This window comes from Mycobacterium sp. OTB74 (assembly GCF_029892685.1).
Classification (GTDB): Bacteria; Actinomycetota; Actinomycetes; order Mycobacteriales; family Mycobacteriaceae; genus Mycobacterium.
This window is the reverse complement of record NZ_JARXVD010000006.1, coordinates 85,972-103,673: the sequence shown is the minus strand read 5'-3', so window position 1 is coordinate 103,673 and position 17,702 is coordinate 85,972. Positions and strand designations below refer to the sequence as shown.

Here is a 17,702-nt window from a genome sequence, read left to right as displayed (position 1 = left end):
CGTGGAGAATCTCTATCGGCCCCGGCGCACCTGTCTGTCAGTTCCGGGCAGCAGTGACAAGATGATCGCCAAAGCCAAGGCATTGCCCGCCGATCAGGTGTTCCTGGACCTGGAAGACGCCGTCGCCGCGGATGCCAAGGCCGCCGCCCGGGCCCGGGTGGCCGAGGCGTTGTGCGAGCCGGGCTGGGCGGGGCAGCTGCGCGGCGTCCGGGTCAACGACTGGACCACCCCTTGGACACATGCAGACGTGATCGACGTGGTCAGCGGCGTAGCCCAGGCCGGGGGCACGCTGGACATCATCGTGTTGCCGAAGGTCAGCGACGTCTCGCACGTGCACGCGCTCGATCTGCTGCTGACCCAGTTGGAGAAGACCCACGGGCTGCCGGTCGGGGGGATCGGTATCGAGGCGCAGATCGAGGACGCCCGCGGCCTGACCAACGCCAATGCCATCGCCGGCGGCCCGCGGGTGCAGGCGCTGATCTTCGGGCCGGGGGATCTGATGGCCAGCCTGAACATGCGCACGCTGGTGGTCGGGGAGCAGCCGGAGGGTTACGGCGTCGGCGATGCCTACCACCACGTGCTGATGACCATTCTGGTTGCCGCTCGCGCGCACGGTATCAACGCCATCGACGGTCCCTACTTCAAAGTCCGTGACATCGAGGCGTTTTCCCGCGTTGCGGGGCAGAGCGCGGCGCTGGGCTACGACGGAAAGTGGGTGCTGCACCCGGATCAGATCGCCGCGGGCAACGAGATTTTCAGCCCGCGCCAAGCCGACTATGACCATGCCGAGTTGATCTTGGAGGCCTACGAGTGGCACACCTCGGGAGCCGGCGGTGCGCGCGGGGCCGCGCTGCTCGGTGACGAGATGATCGATGAGGCCAGTCGCAAGATGGCGCTGGTGATTGCAGGTAAAGGCCGCGCGGCTGGGATGGCTCGCACCGGACCGCGGTTCAGCCCGCCGCAGTGAGGTCCGGCGGCCAGGGCCGAGATGTCAGCGCTGGTCCGGGATGCGGCCGCCGACGCTGGAGATCAACCAGAGCAACCCGACCAGGCACAGCAGGATGGCCACGGCCCCGACGACGATGCCTGCGATGGCAAGGCCTTTGCCGGGCTGCGGACGGTTGTTGATCTGGACGAGCGCCCCCAGTCCCAGGCCGACCCCAGTGAGGCCGGCCAGCAGCGTGGGGATTCCGCAGAACATGATCAGCGGCAACGACAGCAGCGAGCACACCAGCGATGCGATGGCCATGCCGTTGGTTGACGGCGGCATCGGGTAGGGCAGGTATGGCGGCGGCGCCGGCACGGGCGGGAACGGCGCGCCGGCGGCCGGCGGCGCGGGGGGCCACTGCGGTGGCGGCAGAATGTTCTGGGGCGGCGTGTTCTGGGGCATGGACTGGGCCGGGGCATAGTGCTCCGGCTGATCGAAATCCGGATAGTCATAGACCGGGTAGTCCGCGGCCCGATCGGCTCCGGTCCGCGGATCTTGGTCCGCGTGGCCGTCCGGACTTGTCATGCAATTCAACCTAGCCTAAGAGGCATGGCGCCAGATTCCGTGGCGTGGTATGACGAGGACAATCGCGGCGACAGGAGAGAACCATGACCAATCCGCTGCAACCCGACCGGACACCCGGGCGAGGCCCCGCAGGGCTGCCGACTCCACCCAAAGGCTGGCCCATCGGTTCGTATACCACCTATGCCGAAGCGCAGCGTGCGGTGGATTACCTATCGGATCAACAATTTCCGGTGCAGAACGTGACGATTGTCGGTGTCGACCTGATGCAGGTCGAGCGGGTGACCGGCCGGCTCACCTGGCCCCGGGTGCTCGGCGGCGGTGCCCTCACGGGCGCGTGGCTGGGTCTGTTCATCGGGCTGATGCTGGGAATCTTCAGCAACAACGCCTGGGGTTCGTTGATCACCGGCCTCCTCGCAGGCATCTTCTTCGGGCTCATCACCTCAGGTGTGCAGTACGCGATGGCCCGGGGCACAAGGGATTTCAGTTCGACCATGCAATTGGTGGCCGGGCGTTACGACGTGCTGTGTGATCCGGTGTGCGCTGAACAGGGCCGGGACATGCTGGCCCGCTTGACGCTCTGACCGGGCATCCGTCCCGCCCGGCGGGGCCGAAGTGTTGCATGGCACGCGTGGTGGCATCTACGGTTTTGCGCGCGGGAGGTACCCGTGGGACTGGAGGCTTGGTGGTGCGCGCTGGCAGGACGATGCTGGCTGCACTGGTAGCGGCGTCGCTGGTATCCGCGTGCGGGTCCGGCGAGGGTGGCAACGTCGTCAACCTTTACACGTCGGCAAACGAGAAAGCGACGTTTGCGGCCGTCGCCAAGCGCTGCAATGCCGAGTTGGGTGATCGCTTCCGCATCAACCAGATCAGCCTGCCCAAAGGCGCAGACGACCAACGGTTACAACTCGCTCGCCGACTGACCGGCAACGACAAGAGCCTGGACATTCTTGGCCTGGACGTGGTGTGGACCGCTGAGTTCGCCGAGGCCGGGTGGGTCGTGCCGCTGTCCGATGATCCGGCAGGTCAGGCCGAGGCCGATGCCATCGGCGACACCCTGCCGGGGCCGCTGAGGACCGCCCAGTGGAACGGCAAGCTGTACGCCGCACCGATCACCACCAACACCCAATTGCTTTGGTATCGGGCCGATCTGATGTCTGAGCCGCCGGCCACCTGGGATGACATGGTGGCCCAGGCGACCAGGCTGCATGCGGCCGGGCAACCCAGCTGGATCGCGGTACAGGGCAAGCAGTACGAGGGCTTGGTGGTGTGGTTCAACACGTTGCTCGTCAGTGCCGGCGGCAGCGTGCTGTCCGACGATGGCAAGACGGTCACTCTGACCGACACCCCGGAGCATCGCGCCGCGACGGTCAAGGCGCTGCAGATCATCAAGGCCGTTGCCACCGCGCCTGGAGCCGACCCGTCGATCACTCAAACCGACGAGGGCACGGCCCGTCTGGCGCTGGAGCAGGGCAAGGCCGCCCTGGAAGTGAACTGGCCGTTCGTGTTGCCGTCGATGCTGGAGAACGCGGTCAAGGGCGGGGTGCCGTTCCTGCCACTGCGTGAGCGCGAAAGCCTCAAGAGCGCCATCAACGACGTCGGCACTTTCGCCCCGACCGACGAGCAGTTCGCCGCCGCGTATGACGAGAGCCGAAAGGTGTTCGGATTCGCCACCTATCCGGGTGTGCAGCCGGGAGAGCCTGCCAAAGTGACCATCGGCGGGCTGAATCTTGCTGTGGGCAAGGACAGTTTGCACAAGCGCGAAGCGTTCGAGGCCATCCGGTGCCTGCGCAGCCCGGCGAATCAGGAGTACACCTCGGTGGAAGGCGGGTTGCCCGCGGTGCGGTCGTCGCTGTACGACGATCCGAAATTCCAGGTCCGGTACCCGCAATACGCGGTGATCAAGGATCAGCTCTCGAACGCAGCGGTGCGGCCGGCCACCCCGGCGTATCAGGCTGTGTCGACCCGGATTTCGGCGACGCTGGCCCCAATAACCGCGATCGACCCGGAGCACACCGCCGAGGCCCTGGCCGCCGAGGTGCAGCAGGCCATCGACGGCAAAGGGTTGATCCCATGAGCCAGACCGGCAGTCCGCGCACGCGAGGAGCAAACGGAGATTCGCGCACGCGAGGAGCAAACGGAGATTCGCGCACGCGAGGAGCACATGGAGATCCTGAGCGCCGGCTCGCTTACTGGTTGATCGCCCCAGCAGTGCTGGTGATGCTGGCCGTGGCGGCCTACCCGATCGGCTACGCGGTGTGGTTGAGCCTGCAGCGCAGCAATCTGGCGTCCCCCAACGACACCCAGTTCATCGGACTGGCCAACTACCAGACTGTGCTGACCGACCATTACTGGTGGACGGCGTTCGTGGTGACGTTGGGCATCACGGTGGTATCGGTGGCCATCGAGTTCGTCCTCGGCATGGCGTTGGCGGTGGTTATGCACCGGACCGTTTTCGCCAGCGGGGTGGTGCGCACGGCCATCCTGGTCCCGTACGGCATCGTGACCGTCGCGGCGGCGTACAGCTGGTATTACGCCTGGACGCCGGGCACCGGATACCTGGCCAACCTGCTGCCGACCGGCAGCGCGCCGCTGACCCAACAACTGCCCTCACTGGCGATCGTGGTGCTGGCCGAGGTGTGGAAGACCACGCCGTTCATGTCGCTGCTGTTGCTGGCCGGGCTGGTGGAGGTGCCGCAGGACCTGCTCGACGCCGCGGCGATGGACGGTGCAGGCCGCTGGCAGCGGCTCGTCAAAATCATTCTGCCGCTGATGAAACCGGCCATCTTGGTGGCGCTGCTGTTCCGCACTCTGGACGCGTTCCGCATCTTCGACAACATCTATGTGCTCACCGGCGGCTCCAACAACACCGGCTCGGTGTCGATCCTGGGCTACGACAACCTGTTCAAGGCGTTCAATCTGGGACTCGGGTCGGCCATCAGCGTGCTGATCTTTGCGACGGTGGCGATCATCGCGTTCATCTACATCAAGATTTTCGGCGCTGCTGCACCTGGTTCGGAAGCGCAGGTGTCGTGATGGGCGCACCGGTGACGCGCGACCGGATCGCCGGTTGGGGTGTGGTCAACGTACTGGTGGTCGCTTATGCGCTACTGCCGGTGCTGTGGATTCTCTCGTTGTCGCTGAAGCCGACCTCAACGGTCAAGGACGGCAACCTGATTCCGCGGGAGATCACCTTCGACAACTACAAGGGCATCTTCACCGGCAGCGGTTTCAGCTCGGCGCTGGTCAACTCCATCGGCATCGGCCTGATCACCACCGTGATCGCCGTGACCATCGGTGGCATGGCCGCGTATGCGATTGCCCGCCTGGAGTTTCCGGGTAAGAAGTCGCTGGTCGGGTTGGCGCTGCTGATCTCGATGTTTCCCCAGATCTCGCTGGTTACACCGTTGTTCAACATCGAGCGCAGAATCGGGCTGTTCGACACCTGGCCCGGGCTGATCCTGCCGTACATCACCTTCGCGCTGCCACTGGCGATCTACACCATGTCGTCGTTCTTCCGGGAAATCCCCTGGGATTTGGAGAAGGCGGCCAAGATGGACGGCGCCACCCCCGGCCAGGCTTTCGCCAGGGTCATCGCCCCGCTGGCAGCGCCCGGCATCGTGACCGCGGCTATCCTGGTGTTCATCTTCGCCTGGAACGACCTGCTGCTCGCACTGTCGCTGACTGCGACCGAGCGATCCATCACCGCGCCGGTGGCCATTGCGAACTTCACCGGCAGTTCGCAATTCGAGGAGCCCACCGGGTCCATCGCGGCGGGCGCCATGGTCATCACGGTGCCCATCATCATCTTTGTTCTGATGTTCCAACGACGGATCGTCGCGGGCCTGACGTCCGGTGCGGTGAAGGGGTAGCTCATGGCCGAAATCGTGTTGGACCAGGTGACCAAGAGCTACGCCGACGGCGCGGTGGCGGTGCGAGACCTGTCGCTGACCATCGCCGACGGCGAGTTCCTGATTCTGGTCGGCCCGTCCGGATGTGGAAAGTCGACCACGCTCAACATGATCGCCGGGCTGGAGGACATCAGCTCCGGGGAGTTGCGCATCGGTGGCGAGCGGGTCAACGAGAAGGCACCGCGGGACCGCGACATCGCCATGGTGTTCCAGTCCTACGCCCTGTATCCGCACATGACGGTCCGGCAGAACATCGCTTTCCCGCTCACCTTGGCCAAGCTGCCCAAGGCTGAGATCGCGAGCAAGGTCAACGAGACCGCAAAAATTCTCGACCTCACGGAATTACTAGATCGCAAGCCCGCGCAGCTGTCCGGTGGACAGCGCCAGCGGGTGGCCATGGGGCGGGCGATTGTGCGCAGCCCCAAGGCTTTTCTGATGGATGAGCCGCTGTCGAATCTGGATGCCAAGCTGCGGGTGCAGATGCGCACCGAGATTGCCCGGCTGCAGGCCCGGCTGGGCACCACCACCGTTTACGTGACGCACGATCAGACCGAGGCGATGACCCTGGGTGACCGGGTGGTGGTGCTGCTTGGTGGCGTCGCTCAGCAGATCGGCACGCCCGACGAGCTGTACAACGAGCCGGCCAACCTGTTCGTCGCAGGCTTTATCGGGTCACCGTCGATGAACTTCTTCCCCGCCCAGCTGACCGATGTGGGCGTGCGACTGCCGTTCGGCGACGTCACCCTGGCTGACGAGATCCGGGAGATGCTGGAGAGCTCGTCGACCAATCTCATTGCCGGAGTGCGGCCCGAGCAGTTCGATGACGCTTCGGTCATCGACGCCTACGCCCGCATCCAGGCCCTGACCGTCGAGGTTGAGGCCGAGCTGGTGGAGTCCCTCGGCGCCGACAAGTATGTGCATTTCCGGATGCCGGGCGACGTGGCCCGGGCCGCACAGCTCGACGAGCTCGCCCAGGCCGACGGTCCGGCCGAAAACACCTATGTGGCAAGGGTTTCAGCGAAGTCGAAAGCGACGGCCGGGGGGCGGGTTCAACTTGCCCTGGATACCTCCAGGCTGACCCTGTTCGACGCCGAGACCGGCCGGAACCTGTCCACCCAGTCGCGATCGACATGACCGGCGCGTCCGAAATCATCGGTACCGTTCGGGCCTATCTGACAACGTATTTCGCAGAGGCCGGTGCCACCGGCGAACCGGTGAGCGCCAGCGTCACCTTTCTGGGCGCCGACCCCATCACGGTGCTGCGCTTCGGACCGACCGGCGATGGTGTGTATCACTATGTCTCTCTTGGCTGTTCGCGTAATCCGATGATGGACCCGATGGATATGGTGGCCGACCCGGTCAGTGGCCCTCGGGCCGAGGCCGTGGTGTCACTGCGCGGACCGACTCCGACCGGGCTGGCCCGGTCGATCGCGGTGCTGGCGTCGAGCCCGGCCGTCGAAGGTTTGGTCCTGGAACCGGGCGCGCTGATCGACCTGCAGGCGCTGGTGTGGCAGGGCGCTGCGTTCACTGCTTTTCTGTTGGGTGCCAGCGACATCGGCGAGGTCGCGCTGCCCGAGCCTTACCAGCTGGTGCGCATCCTGTCGGCGACACCGATCACCGCGACCGAGGCGGCGTGGGTGCGGCTCAAGGGCGCCGATGCGATGCGAGAGGCGTGGCTGCAGGACGGGGTCGACGTGGTTGACCCGAACCGCCGGGCGGCGCAGCCCAGTTAGCCTGTACACCCAGTGGTAGTGGGTGCAGCGCTAGTAAAGGTTGTTCGGACAATAGACATCAACCCAGACCGTGTCACCCGGTGACGGTTCGGGATTTGATGACGGATTGTTGACCCTGACCACGGTGCAGTCCGGCAGTTGCTGCGTGCTGGACCCGTTGGTCCAGTTGATCTGGACGAGGTACCCCTCGGCCTGTAGATCGTTGACGACGGAGTCTGCCCCATGGGCGAAGGCGGGTGGCGCAGCGGCGCCGGCAACGGCGATGCCCGCGACGGCGAACGCCATCGCGACGGATTTGGCTGCTATGGACATCACATAATCATCCCTGACCTGCGATGTTCGGTGGCGTGTTTTGGTTGAATATCTGCTTTATAGCCAGTGGTTGCGCCGGAACGTCCGGTACAACAGTGTGCACACCGTTATCATCAGGGCAAGAGTGATGAAATACCCATAGTGCCAGTGTAATTCGGGGATGAACTCGAAGTTCATGCCGTAAATGCCGGCGATCATGGTCGGCACCGCGGCGATGGCCACCCATGCTGAAATCTTGCGCATGTCCACGTTCTGTTCCATGCCGACCTTGCCGAGCGCTGCCTGCACCAGAGAACTCAGCATCTCGTCGAAGCCCGTGATCTGGTCGGCGACCTGGCTGTTGTGGTCGTGCACGTCCCGAATGTAGCGGCGGACCTCTTTGGACATCAGGTCGTTGTGATCCGACTGCAGACGCTGCAGCGCAGTGGTCAGCGGGATCACCGAATGGCGGAGCTCGACCACTTCGCGCTTGAGCAGATAGATGCTCTCGATGTCGGTCTGGGTGTTCGGGGAGAACACCGTCGCCTCGATCGCATCGATGTCGGTCTCGACCAGGTGAGTGACGTCCAGATAGCAATCCACCACATGGTCGGCGATGGCATGGAGCACCGCGTAGGGGCCAAGCGCCAGGATGCTCGGTGACTCGTCCAGGCGGCGGCGTACCCCGGCCAGGCCGGTGTGGTCACCGTGCCGGACGGTGACCACGAAGTCTGGCCCGACGAACACCATGATCTCGCCGGTTTCGACGACCTCGCGAGCCTTGGCCATCGATTCGTGCGCGACGTAGCTGACCGTCTTGAGCACCAGGAACAGGGTCTGGTCGTAGCGTTCCAGTTTCGGACGCTGGTGCGCGTGTACGGCGTCCTCGACTGCCAGTTCATGCAGGCCGAAGATGTCGGCGACGGCCTGCATCTGGTGTGCGTCGGGCTCGTGCAGGCCGATCCAGACGAATGCCTCGCGGCCCTCGGCCTCCAACTCCCGCACCTTGGCCAGCGCGGCACCGTGGGTGTATTTGCCGGGCAGTCGGGTGCCGTCGCAGTAAACGCCGCAGTCGACCATCGCGCGGGCGACTGGCACTGGGATTGAACTGGCCTCGGGCCCGTTGGTTGTTTTTTTTACGCTCTGCCGCAGCAGCGACGGTTGCAGCGAACGGAACGACGGCATGCTTCAGCTCCCCATGTTCGGTCGGGCAGAACGAAATGCTACGCGCCCGAGCCGTTTCGTAACGCCGTGAAGTAACCTGACGCGGTGCCGGATACCTCAGCGTCAGCGCGTACGCCACAAGTAGTCATCACCGACGAGGACATCTTCGCCGCCCACGAAGGCGGCAAGCTCTCCGTGGCGCTCAATGAGCCCCTCGATACCCAGCGTGCCCTGTCGATCGCTTACACGCCCGGTGTGGCACAGGTGTCCCGCGCCATCGCCGCGGACAAGACCCTGGCCAAGAAGTACACCTGGGCCAATCGCCTGGTCGCAGTGGTCAGCGACGGCAGCGCCGTGCTGGGCCTGGGCGATATCGGAGCGGCCGCGTCGCTGCCGGTTATGGAGGGCAAGAGCGCCCTGTTCAAGACCTTCGGCGGGCTGGACTCCATCCCGATCGTCCTGGACACCAAGGATCCCGACGAAATCGTCGAGACCCTGGTGCGGCTGCGCCCGACGTTCGGCGCGGTGAACCTGGAGGACATCTCCGCCCCGCGCTGTTTCGAGATCGAACGCCGCGTCATCGAGGCACTGGACTGCCCGGTGATGCACGACGACCAGCATGGCACTGCGATCGTGGTGCTGGCTGCGCTGATGGGTGCGGCCAAGGTGCTGGGCCGTGACATGCACTCGCTGCGAGTGGTGATCTCCGGTGCCGGGGCCGCGGGCGTGGCCTGCTCGAACATCCTGCTGGCCGCGGGCATCAAGGACATCACGGTGCTGGACAGCAAAGGCATCGTCCACACCGGCCGTGGTGATCTGAACGAGTTCAAGGCTGAGTTGGCCGCACGGACCAACCCGGCCGGTTGCACCGGCGGCATCGCCGAGGCCGTGGATGGCGCGGACATGTTCCTGGGTCTGTCTGCGGGCGTGGTGCCCGAGGAGATCATCGCAACCATGGCGCCCGGCGGCATCGTCTTCGCGCTGTCCAACCCGGACCCGGAGATTCACCCGGACGCCGCACGTAGGCACGCGGCAGTGGTGGCCACCGGTCGCAGCGACTTCCCGAACCAGATCAACAACGTGCTGGCTTTCCCCGGCGTGTTCCGCGGGGCGCTGGACGCCGGCGCACGCCGGATCACCGAGGATATGAAAGTCGCTGCTGCACAAGCGATCTTCTCTGTCGTCGGGGACGACCTGACGGTCGACCACATCGTGCCCAGTGCGCTGGACCCGCGGGTCGGTCCGGCGGTGGCCGCGGCAGTGGCGGCCGCGTCACAAGCCTGAGTGTCATGCGGCGCCTGGCGGCCGCGGTTGCGCTGACCACGGTCGCGCTGGCGGGTTGTGCTGCACCGCCGCCGGGGCACCCGGTGTCAGTTGGGGCCGGGCCGGGGTCGGAGTCGGCCCTGCTGGCCCACTTGTATGCGGCGGCGTTGGGTTACTTCGGCACCGCCACGCACATCACCGTGGTGCCGGATCCCGTTGTGGCGCTTGACTCAGCGGCTGTGACGGTGGCGCCCGGGTTTACCGGCGATCTGTTGGCCCGCTTCGCCCCGCATCCGGTGGCCCGCTCAGACGAGCAGGTGTACCGGTCGATGATTTCGGCACTACCGGAGGGCGTGGGCGCCGGGGACTACACCGCGTCTGCCCAGGACAAACCGGCCGTCGCCGTCACCGCCGCGACGGCCGACCGTTGGGGCGGCCGGGACGTCGCAGCGCTGCCGGCGCACTGCATCGGGTTGACTGTCGGCGTGGTCGCCGGGGCCCGGCACCCGGCCCGGGTCGGCGACTGCGGGTTGCCGGCGGCGCGTGAATTTCCTGACGTTGCAACGCTTTTCGCCGCATTGCGGACAGGCGAGGTGACGCTTGCCTGGACCTCCACCGCAGCCCCCGAGGTGCCCAAGGACCTGGTGGTGCTGACCGACAAGACCGCGTTGATCCGCGCCGAGAACATTGTTCCGCTGTACCGGCGTAACGAACTGACCGAACAACAAGTCCTGGCGCTCAACGGGATTGCCGGTGAACTGGATACCGCGACGCTGACCGACATGCTGGACCAGGTCAACCGTGGCGCTGACCCGGCCGTGGTGGCGGGCGCTTGGCTGGCCCAGCACCCGCTCGACCACTAGGTACTTCGGGGTTAATTCGAACGGGACGGCATCACGCGTGCGGTGAACGCGGAGAACACCTCCTGGTAAGCACCCGAACCGGTGACCCGGATGACCAGGTCCAACAGCTTGGCGTCGGGGCCGACCAGCACCCGCGCCTGGCCCTTGCGGACGGCTTCCAGAATGATCGTGGCGGCCCTCTCGGGGGTGGTCTTGGCCAGGTTCTTGTCGAACGTCTTGGCCAGCTTCGCCGGGTCCAAGCCCTCGACTGCGGTGGCATTGCGGGCGATGGCGGTCTTGACGCCACCCGGGTGCACCGTGGTGACCTTGACCGGATGCCCGGCCAGCTTCATCTCCTGGCGCAGCGCCTCGGTGAAACCGCGGACAGCGAACTTGGAGGCGTTGTAGGCAGCTTGGCCCGGCACTGCGAACAGGCCGAACACACTCGAGACGTTGACGATGTGGCCGTCGCCCGAAGCGATCAGATGCGGCAGGAACACCTTGGTGCCGTTGACGACGCCCCAGAAGTTGACGCCCATCACCCGTTCGATGTCCTTGAACTGGCTGTGCTCGATATCGCCGGTAAAGGCGATGCCGGCGTTGTTGTAAACCTGGTTGACGGTGCCGAAATGCTGCACGACATCCTCGGCATAGGCCTCGAACGCCTCGCGCTCGGTGACGTCGAGCCGGTCCACCTTGACGGGGGCCCCGATGGCCTTGATGCGCTCTTCGGTCTGAGCCAATCCTGCGGTGTCGACGTCGCTGATCGCGACTTTGGCACCAGAACGCGCAAGTTCGATGGCCAACGCCTGGCCGATGCCCGACCCGGCTCCCGTGATGACAGCGACTTTCCCGGCGAACCCATCCATCTGGCCACTCCCTTGTGTTTGCCCGACTCCTGCCTGCGACAGTAGCCGGTACCGGCGGTGTCGAGTGGGTTGGGGTAAGCCGTTGTGACGTGGTGGGCAGGCGTCGGTCACGACGGACCCGCAGGTGCTCGGCCTCAATCTGCGGATTGTGCAAGGAACGTGGCCGATCTGCTGTCTGCGGTGGCTCCGTGCAGGAATTTCAGCGACGCTTGGCGCACCGCTCTACACGAGCGGCTCCCTCCGCCCAGTGCACGTCGAGGAGTTGTCATGCCCAGTCCGACGACAGAAACTCCCTGGGGCCTGACCGGACCCCAGTTCCTCTCACTGTTCTTTTTGGGTTATGTGGTCTCGCTGCTGGCGATGGCCGGGATCCGGGCGGTGTTGCTTCGCACCGGAGCGCGTGGCGTGAATCCCGAGACGCGGCTCGACCTCTACCAGACCGCTTATCTCGCAGGCGGACCTGCGCGGGTGGTCAACACCGCGATCGCGCAGCTCGCCTTGAGCGGCCGGATCCTGGCCTCTCGCGGCGGGAGTCTCACCGTGGCCTCGGGCACCACTCCGCTCTCCGATGTCGAGGCAGCGGTGGTTGAGGCGGTGGACTTGAGCGGCAAACGGAAGGCCCCCAGGCGGCTGCGCAAGGATCCCCGGATCCTGGCGGTCGGTGACCAGTTGCGGGCCCAGGGCCTACTGTTGGACGGCGCTCGGTTGGCGGTGTTCCGTGCCGCCGCGCTCCTGCCGGTCGCCGTCTGGTGTATCGGCCTCGCTCGCGTGGTCAACGGCGCCGTCCTGCATCGCCCCGTTGGCGCGCTAGTGGCGTGGCTGATCGTCACGGCATTCGTGACGGTCTTCATCGGGGGCACATTCGCGACCAACGCCGCGCATCGCCCCTCGGCGGATGGGCGGCGGCTGCTGATGAGCATGCGCGATCAGTACGACGCAGGGGCGGGACGGTCGCTCGGGGTGTCCCGTGCACCAGGTATCCCGCATTCGGCGCAGCTCGCCGGTGTCGCGCTACTCGGCTTCACCGCGCTGAGCGATGTGGAGCTGCGCCATTCGCTGATCAGCTACGCCGGCGGCAGCGTCGGCAGCGGGAGCGACGGCAGTGGGAGTGACGGCAGCAGCAGTGGCTGTGGTGGGGGCGGCTGCGGTGGTGGCGGGTGCGGCGGATGACAGGCGCCACCGCGGTAGGCATCGGCTGGCGCCCGGAGATCGACCTCACCATCGAACGGTTGCCCGGCATCGAGTTCATGGAGGTGATCGCCGAGGGAATTCGTCCCGACGCTGTGCCGGCCTCGCTGCAGGCGATCCGCGGCCGCGGGATTCCCGTTGTGCCGCATGGAGTCTCGCTGTCCCTGGGCGGTGCGCAGCGGCCGGACCCGGCCAGGCTGGCGCACCTCGGCGCGTGCGCTGCGGCATTGGATGCGCCGTTGGTGAGCGAACACATCGCGTTCGTGCGGGCGGGCAACCGGGAGGCCGGGCATCTGCTGCCGGCGCCGCGCACCCGTGCCGCCCTCGATGTGATCGTCGCCAACGTGCAGATCGCTCAGGAGGCACTGGATGTTCCATTGGCTCTCGAGCACATCGCGGCTCTGGTGGCCTGGCCCGACGACGAATTCACCGAGGCCCAGTTCCTCAACGAGATCGCCGAACGCACCGGGGCGCTGCTCCTGCTGGACGTGGCGAACCTCTACACGTCTGCCGTCAACTTCGGCGCCGACCCTCACGACGCGCTCGACACGTTGCCATTGGAACGGATCGCGTACGTCCACGTCGCAGGCGGAGCCATGCGAGGCGGCGTCTGGCACGACACCCACACCGACGCGGTACCCGAGCCAGTCCTGGAGCTGCTCACCGAACTGGCAGGCCGGACGACGTTGCCCGCGGTCATGTTGGAACGGGACGGCGCGTATCCCGCCGCCGGAGAGTTGGCCGGCGAGCTGGCGGCCATCAGGTCGGCGGTCGGCAGGGAACCGGCAGATGCCGATGCGGTCCGCCCCTGGGCGGCCGGGCTGACCCAATTGCCGAGCGGGTTGTCGCCTGAGCCGTCCGACGCCACCCGGCAATCGCTGGCCGAGGCGCAAGACGAGCTGTTGCAGGCGCTGCTCGGACTGGCTGATCCGTCACCAGAATTCGATGCCGCCCGGATTACGGTGGCGCGGGAAGCGTTGGCCCGCAAGCGATCGCGGACAGCTGCCAAGCGCCCACGTTTCTGGTCTTTCGCGCGAGTGTGAGCTTGTGTGCGAGTTTCGCAGGGCGGATTCAAGGGAAGTTCGCACACAAGCTCACGTTCGACGTTTACGGAGCGAAGGCCTCGTCCAGGATGGCCTGCTGCTCGATGGCGTGCACCTTCGAGCTACCAGACGACGGCGCACTCATCGCGCGCCGCGAGATGCGCTTGATGCCGGTCAGCTTGTCCGGCAACAACTCTGGCAAATTCAGTCCGAAGGTCGGCCAGGGCCCCTGGTTGGCCGGCTCCTCCTGCACCCAGAAGTACTGCTGAATGTTCGGGTACTGGTCCAGGGTGGCGTCGAGCCGGCGCTTGGGTAGTGGGTAGAGCTGCTCGATCCGGACGATCGCGATGTCGTCACGGTTGTCCTTGGCCTTGCGGGCCACCAGGTCGTAATAGAGCTTGCCGCTGCACAGCAGCATCCGGCTGACCTTGGACCGGTCGCCGATGCCGTCCTCGTAGGTGGGCTCCTCGAGCACCGAGCGGAATTTGATCTCGGTGAAGTCCTTGATGTCGCTGACTGCGGCCTTGTTGCGCAGCATGGACTTCGGGGTGAACACGATCAGCGGTCGCTGGATGCCGTCCAGGCCGTGCCGGCGCAGCAGGTGGAAGTAGTTGGCCGGGGTGGACGGTTGGGCGACCGTCATGGACCCTTCGGCGCACACCTGCAGGAAGCGCTCGATACGGCCCGAGGTGTGGTCCGGGCCCTGTCCTTCGTGGCCGTGCGGCAGCAGCAGCACCACATCCGAGAGCTGGCCCCACTTGGCCTCGCCCGAGCTGATGAACTCGTCGATGATCGACTGGGCGCCGTTGACGAAGTCACCGAACTGGGCCTCCCACAACACCATTGCGTCCGGATTGCCCACCGAGTAGCCGTATTCGAAGCCCACCGCGGCGTACTCGGACAGTGCCGAGTTGTAGACCAGCAGCTTGCCGCCGGTGGGGGTGCCATCGGTGTTGGTGGCCAGAAGTTGCAGCGGGGTGAACTCCTCGCCGGTCTTGCGGTCGATGATCACCGCGTGCCGCTGGGTGAAGGTGCCACGCTGGGTGTCCTGGCCGGACAGTCGGATCAGCCGGCCCTCGGCGATCATCGACCCGAGCGCCAGCAGTTCGCCGAACGCCCAGTCGATCTTGCCCTCGTAGGCCATCTCCCGGCGCCTGTCCAGCACCGGCTTGACGCGCGGGTGCACGGTGAAGCCTTCGGGCAGGTCCAGGTGGGCATCGCCGATGCGGGCCAGCAGCGATTTGTCCACCGCGGTCAGCAGCCGCTGCGGGATGGTCTGGTCCGCTTCAACCGACTCGCTGGGCTCGATGGCGTGCTTCTCCAGCTCGCGGACCTCGTTGAACACCCGCTCCAATTGGCCCTGGTAATCGCGCAGGGCGTCCTCGGCCTCCTTCATCGAGATGTCGCCACGACCGATCAGGGCTTCGGTGTAGGTCTTGCGGACACCGCGCTTGGTGTCGATCACGTCGTACATGTACGGCTGCGTCATCGACGGGTCGTCGCCCTCGTTGTGACCGCGGCGGCGGTAGCACAGCATGTCGATGACGACGTCCTTCTTGAACGCCTCGCGGAAGTCGACGGCCAGCCGCGCCACCCAGGCGCAAGCTTCGGGGTCGTCGCCGTTCACGTGGAAGATCGGCGCACCGATCATCTTGGCCACGTCGGTGCAGTACTCGCTGGAGCGCGAATCCGCTGGCGCCGTCGTGAACCCGATCTGGTTGTTCACCACGATGTGCAGCGTGCCGCCGGTGCTGTAGCCCTTGAGCAGGGCCAGGTTCAGCGTCTCGGCCACCACACCCTGCCCGGCGAACGCGGCATCGCCGTGCAGCATCATCGGCATGATCGAGAACCGGCCGTGATCGTCGCTGTCGCCGTGTTCGCCGGCCAGCAGGTCCTGCTTGGCCCGGACCAGACCTTCCAGCACCGGGTCGACGGCTTCCAGGTGGCTGGGGTTGGCCACCAGTGAGACGTCGATCTCGTTGTCGCCGAACATCTGCAGGTAGCGCCCGGTCGCACCGAGGTGGTACTTGACGTCGCCGGAGCCGTGCGCCTGCGATGGGTTCAGGTTGCCCTCGAACTCGCTGAAGATCTGCGAGTACGGCTTGCCGACGATGTTGGCCAGCACGTTGAGCCGGCCGCGGTGCGGCATGCCGATGACCACCTCGTCCAGACTGTGCTCGGCGGCCTGGTCGATGGCGGCGTCCATCATCGGGATGACGGTCTCCGCGCCTTCAAGTGAGAAACGTTTCTGCCCAACATATTTGGTCTGCAGGAAGGTTTCGAAGGCCTCGGCGGCGTTGAGCTTGGACAGGATGTACTTCTGCTCGCCGACGGTGGGCTTGTCGTGCTTGACCTCGGTGCGCTCCTGCAGCCACTTCTGCTGCTCGGGTTCGAGGATGTGGGTGTACTCCACGCCGACGTGCCGGCAGTAGGCGTCGCGCAGCACCGACAGCACGTCACGCAGCTTCAAGTACTGCTTGCCGGCAAATCCGTCGACCCGGAACTCGCGGTCGAGGTCCCACAGCGTCAGGCCGTGGCTGTTCACGTCCAGGTCGGGGTGGCTGCGGAAGCGGGTCTTGTCCAGGCGCAGCGGATCGATGTCGGCCATCAGGTGGCCACGGTTGCGGTAGGCCGCGATCAGCTCGATGATTCGGGCGTTCTTGTGAGCGATCGAGTCCGGGTTGTCGATGCGCCAGCGCACGGGCTCGTAGGGAATGCCCAGCTCGCGGAAGATTTCGTCGAAGAACTCGTCGTCCAGCAGCAGGTGATGGATGGTGCGCAGGAAGTCGCCCGACTCGGCGCCCTGGATGATCCGGTGATCGTAGGTCGAGGTCAGCGTCATCAGCTTGCCCACGCCCAGCTCGGCAATGCGCTCCTCGCTGGCGCCCTGGAACTCGGCGGGGTACTCCATGGCGCCGGCGCCGATGATCGCGCCCTGGCCGCGCATCAGCCGCGGCACCGAGTGCACGGTGCCGATGGTGCCGGGGTTGGTCAGCGAGATGGTGACGCCGGCGAAGTCCTCAGCGGTCAGCTTGCCGTCGCGCGCGCGTCGGACGATGTCTTCATAGGCCGCGATGAACTGGCCGAATTCCATTGTCTCGCAACGCTTGATTGCTGCGACGACGAGCTGGCGCGAGCCGTCCTTGCCGGCCAGGTCGATGGCCAGACCCAAGTTCGTGTGGGCCGGGGTCACCACGTTGGGCTTGCCGTCCACCTCGGCGAAGTGCCGGTTCATGTTGGGGAACTTCTTGACCGCCTGGACGATCGCGTAGCCCAGCAGGTGGGTGAAGCTGATCTTGCCGCCGCGGGTGCGCTTGAGGTGGTTGTTGATGACGATGCGGTTGTCCATCATCAGCTTTGCCGGGATGGCCCGCACGCTGGTGGCGGTCGGCACGTCCAGCGAGGCGTTCATGTTCTTGACGACGGCGGCCGAGGCGCCGCGCAGCACCTGCACCTCGGAGTCGTCGGCCGGTGCAGGTCCGGCCGCGGGCTTAGCTGCCGGCTTCGGTGCAGCCGGGGCCGGGGCCGGGGCCGGGGCAGCTGCCGGAGTGGCAGTTGGGGCGGCTGCGGTCGCCTGGCCGTTGCTTGCCGGCGCCGCGGGAGACGGGGCGGCGGCAGGAGTCGGGGCAACCGTGGAAACCGTTGTCTCGGTTATCGGTTCGGGAGAGTAATCAGCGAGGAACTCGTGCCAGCTGGGGTCCACCGAGGACGGGTCCTCGCGGAACTTGCGGTACATCTCTTCGACCAGCCACTCGTTCTGTCCGAATGGTGAAGGTGAAGTGCTCACGGCCGCTATTCGCCTCGTTTCCGTCTGCCTCGGCGAGCGCGGGACCGGTACCCGATCTCTGCCCGCAATGTTATGTGTCGGCGGCTGGTCGCCCCCGTGCC

General features: G+C 66.0%; 16 protein-coding genes. 11 read left to right on the top strand and 5 right to left on the bottom strand.

Features of this window, described 5'->3' with window-relative positions; all coding sequences use genetic code 11:
* Position 1 precedes the first annotated feature (1 nt).
* Positions 2 to 967: a CoA ester lyase gene (locus M2432_RS10845; RefSeq protein WP_280826814.1), complete on the top strand. Its 966-nt coding sequence runs from the start codon at positions 2 to 4 to the stop codon at positions 965 to 967.
* 24 nt (positions 968 to 991) lie between these two features.
* Here M2432_RS10845 and M2432_RS10840 read toward each other — a convergent pair whose 3' ends face one another.
* Complete coding sequence (locus M2432_RS10840) at positions 992 to 1,513, bottom strand: DUF4190 domain-containing protein (protein WP_280826813.1); 522 nt, start codon at positions 1,511 to 1,513, stop codon at positions 992 to 994.
* Positions 1,514 to 1,596: 83 nt separating this feature from the next.
* On the opposite strand from M2432_RS10840, the gene M2432_RS10835 reads away from it, so the two are divergent.
* The 6 genes from M2432_RS10835 (at position 1,597) to M2432_RS10810 (ending at position 7,154) form a co-directional block, all read left to right on the top strand.
* On the top strand, positions 1,597 to 2,094 hold the full coding sequence (locus M2432_RS10835; RefSeq protein WP_280826812.1) for a general stress protein: 498 nt from the start codon (positions 1,597 to 1,599) through the stop codon (positions 2,092 to 2,094).
* Between the two features lie 122 nt (positions 2,095 to 2,216).
* Entirely contained in the window at positions 2,217 to 3,587 is a 1,371-nt protein-coding gene (locus tag M2432_RS10830) for an ABC transporter substrate-binding protein (RefSeq protein WP_280826937.1), read from the top strand.
* Positions 3,588 to 3,706: 119 nt separating this feature from the next.
* Positions 3,707 to 4,546, top strand: coding sequence for a sugar ABC transporter permease (locus M2432_RS10825; RefSeq protein WP_280826811.1), 840 nt, complete (start codon positions 3,707 to 3,709; stop codon positions 4,544 to 4,546).
* Positions 4,546 to 5,382: a carbohydrate ABC transporter permease gene (locus M2432_RS10820; protein ID WP_280826810.1), complete on the top strand. Its 837-nt coding sequence runs from the start codon at positions 4,546 to 4,548 to the stop codon at positions 5,380 to 5,382. Before M2432_RS10825 ends, M2432_RS10820 begins: the two co-directional genes overlap by 1 nt.
* Positions 5,383 to 5,385: 3 nt before the next feature.
* Positions 5,386 to 6,555 (top strand): sn-glycerol-3-phosphate ABC transporter ATP-binding protein UgpC, encoded by a 1,170-nt coding sequence (ugpC, locus tag M2432_RS10815; RefSeq protein ID WP_280826809.1) that lies wholly within the window; start codon positions 5,386 to 5,388, stop codon positions 6,553 to 6,555.
* Positions 6,552 to 7,154: a suppressor of fused domain protein gene (locus M2432_RS10810; protein WP_280826808.1), complete on the top strand. Its 603-nt coding sequence runs from the start codon at positions 6,552 to 6,554 to the stop codon at positions 7,152 to 7,154. Before ugpC ends, M2432_RS10810 begins: the two co-directional genes overlap by 4 nt.
* Before the next feature lie 30 nt (positions 7,155 to 7,184).
* Here the strand turns inward: M2432_RS10810 and M2432_RS10805 are convergent, their stop codons facing one another.
* Both M2432_RS10805 and corA read right to left on the bottom strand, forming a co-directional pair.
* Positions 7,185 to 7,466: a hypothetical protein gene (locus tag M2432_RS10805; RefSeq protein WP_280826807.1), complete on the bottom strand. Its 282-nt coding sequence runs from the start codon at positions 7,464 to 7,466 to the stop codon at positions 7,185 to 7,187.
* A 57-nt stretch (positions 7,467 to 7,523) separates the two neighbouring features.
* A complete protein-coding gene (corA, locus tag M2432_RS10800) occupies positions 7,524 to 8,630 on the bottom strand; it encodes a magnesium/cobalt transporter CorA (RefSeq protein WP_280826806.1) in 1,107 nt (368 codons plus the stop codon).
* An 84-nt stretch (positions 8,631 to 8,714) separates the two neighbouring features.
* Here corA and M2432_RS10795 point away from each other — a divergent pair, with 84 nt between their 5' ends.
* On the top strand, positions 8,715 to 9,893 hold the full coding sequence (locus tag M2432_RS10795) for an NADP-dependent malic enzyme (protein ID WP_280826805.1): 1,179 nt from the start codon (positions 8,715 to 8,717) through the stop codon (positions 9,891 to 9,893).
* 5 nt (positions 9,894 to 9,898) lie between these two features.
* Positions 9,899 to 10,735 carry a glycine betaine ABC transporter substrate-binding protein gene (locus M2432_RS10790; RefSeq protein ID WP_280826804.1) on the top strand — a complete coding sequence of 279 codons (837 nt, stop codon included), beginning with the start codon at positions 9,899 to 9,901 and terminating at the stop codon, positions 10,733 to 10,735.
* 11 nt (positions 10,736 to 10,746) lie between these two features.
* Here M2432_RS10790 and M2432_RS10785 read toward each other — a convergent pair whose 3' ends face one another.
* On the bottom strand, positions 10,747 to 11,583 hold the full coding sequence (locus tag M2432_RS10785; RefSeq protein WP_280826803.1) for an SDR family NAD(P)-dependent oxidoreductase: 837 nt from the start codon (positions 11,581 to 11,583) through the stop codon (positions 10,747 to 10,749).
* 267 nt (positions 11,584 to 11,850) lie between these two features.
* Here M2432_RS10785 and M2432_RS10780 point away from each other — a divergent pair, with 267 nt between their 5' ends.
* Complete coding sequence (locus tag M2432_RS10780; protein WP_280826802.1) at positions 11,851 to 12,753, top strand: TIGR04222 domain-containing membrane protein; 903 nt, start codon at positions 11,851 to 11,853, stop codon at positions 12,751 to 12,753.
* On the top strand, positions 12,750 to 13,814 hold the full coding sequence (locus M2432_RS10775; RefSeq protein ID WP_348536305.1) for a DUF692 domain-containing protein: 1,065 nt from the start codon (positions 12,750 to 12,752) through the stop codon (positions 13,812 to 13,814). Before M2432_RS10780 ends, M2432_RS10775 begins: the two co-directional genes overlap by 4 nt.
* 64 nt (positions 13,815 to 13,878) lie before the next feature.
* On the opposite strand, the gene M2432_RS10770 is transcribed toward M2432_RS10775, so the two are convergent.
* Entirely contained in the window at positions 13,879 to 17,601 is a 3,723-nt protein-coding gene (locus M2432_RS10770; RefSeq protein WP_280826801.1) for a multifunctional oxoglutarate decarboxylase/oxoglutarate dehydrogenase thiamine pyrophosphate-binding subunit/dihydrolipoyllysine-residue succinyltransferase subunit, read from the bottom strand.
* Between the last annotated feature and the right edge of the window lie 101 nt (positions 17,602 to 17,702).